This window comes from Bacillus sp. AP50 (assembly GCF_040492675.1).
Lineage (GTDB): Bacteria > Bacillota > Bacilli > Bacillales > Bacillaceae_G > Bacillus_A > Bacillus_A cereus.
Genome location: NZ_JBEUTW010000729.1, coordinates 1 through 1,413 on the forward strand (window position 1 = coordinate 1; position 1,413 = coordinate 1,413).

Sequence of the window (1,413 nt, forward strand, 5' to 3'; positions counted from 1 at the left end):
CCATTTTAACTTGGTAAATGGTAAAGAAAATACAATGAATTGTAAATGAAATCTGTACGGGAATCTAGTACCGTATAGTACAGTGCATATGAAAAACTCCTCAATGCTATCTCTCAAAAAATAATAATTCTCGGCTTTATAGACTGTATTTTCAAAAATATTGCGAACTTGTAAGAAAAATGAAAGGTAATTCAATATGAGATAAACAACCTTACTACAATGAAAAACAGAATCATTATTAAAATCATGAGATACGATATCAAGTTATTTGCGTGTTTAATACATTTGACCAAATATTCCAGTTTTAATAGGAAAAGTCAAAATGTAGACAAGTATCTTCTATCAAATCTCATTCTTAGTGTGTACATTTGGAGGGAATTTCTCATATGAAATTAGTAAAAGTAAAAGATCTTAGTTAGGAGAAAGATGAGAATGCTAACAAATTCTATGGGAAGGTGAAGAAAGAAGGTAGCGTAGGTCTATTCATTAAGAGTAAGCTTGAGGAGATTATATCAGCTAAGTTACTCTTTAGCGACACAGTTAATCCTGAGGGGGATGAGACAATTACAAAAGAACAGCAAGTTGAATTTCACTTCTAAGAGGGGGCAGACGCCTCTCTTTTTTTATGTCGCAAATAGCATTAATTCGTTAAGTAATTTATATGAGATTATCTTAAATAAGTTAGTTAAGAAAGAAAAATAAAAGTGAGTAACAAGATAAAAATATACAGGTACGTAAAAAATAAGGAAGTTGTATTTGCAAGTGTTTTAGTTGGGTGTGATATCAACCGTATGGGTAAAGATGAATATTACGTTCAAATTAATATGGATGGAAAAGGAGGAGTTTCAAAATCTATGGATGGTAAAGTGATGGGAAAGGAGTATGAATATACATTATCGGGTTTTGATAAGGAAGGTAAAGAAAAAGAGTTAGAATTTATCGCACAAAAGAATCTTCGTAAAGAAGCATTCCTACGTGTATATCATTTAGATAAAAAGGTGTAACAGCTTGGGAGGAAGTGCTGGAAGACGGGATCCCTAAGAAAGCAAAAAAACTAGGTGTGAAATAATCAGTTATTTGTGATGGTGGATTCTCCTAGGTGGAGGGTTCGCCGTTTTTTATTATATGTTATGTTGTGGTTTTTATATAAAGCATATTGAAAAGATGGATTAAATCTTCTGGAATGATGTCTCCATAATTAATAACTTGTACAATAACCTTTCAATTATCACTAAATCCATTCATATCAACAAGTTGTCCCATATATCCCTTTGTAGCAATATCTTTTAAAGTACGCTAAAAAATACCCTTTATTTTATCTTTATCTTATCTTTACCTTATCTTTAAATTTTTATATTAAACTTGAAACCTTAAAGTATTGATGTATGAGTCTAAAAGGATGGGAGATAGATG

1 pseudogene is annotated in these 1,413 nt (G+C 31.0%); it reads left to right on the plus strand.

The features are described 5' to 3' along the window. Window positions 1–716 precede the first annotated feature (716 nt). Window positions 717–1,069, plus strand: a pseudogene (locus ABWK52_RS28930) (YxeA family protein). Window positions 1,070–1,413: the final 344 nt, after the last annotated feature.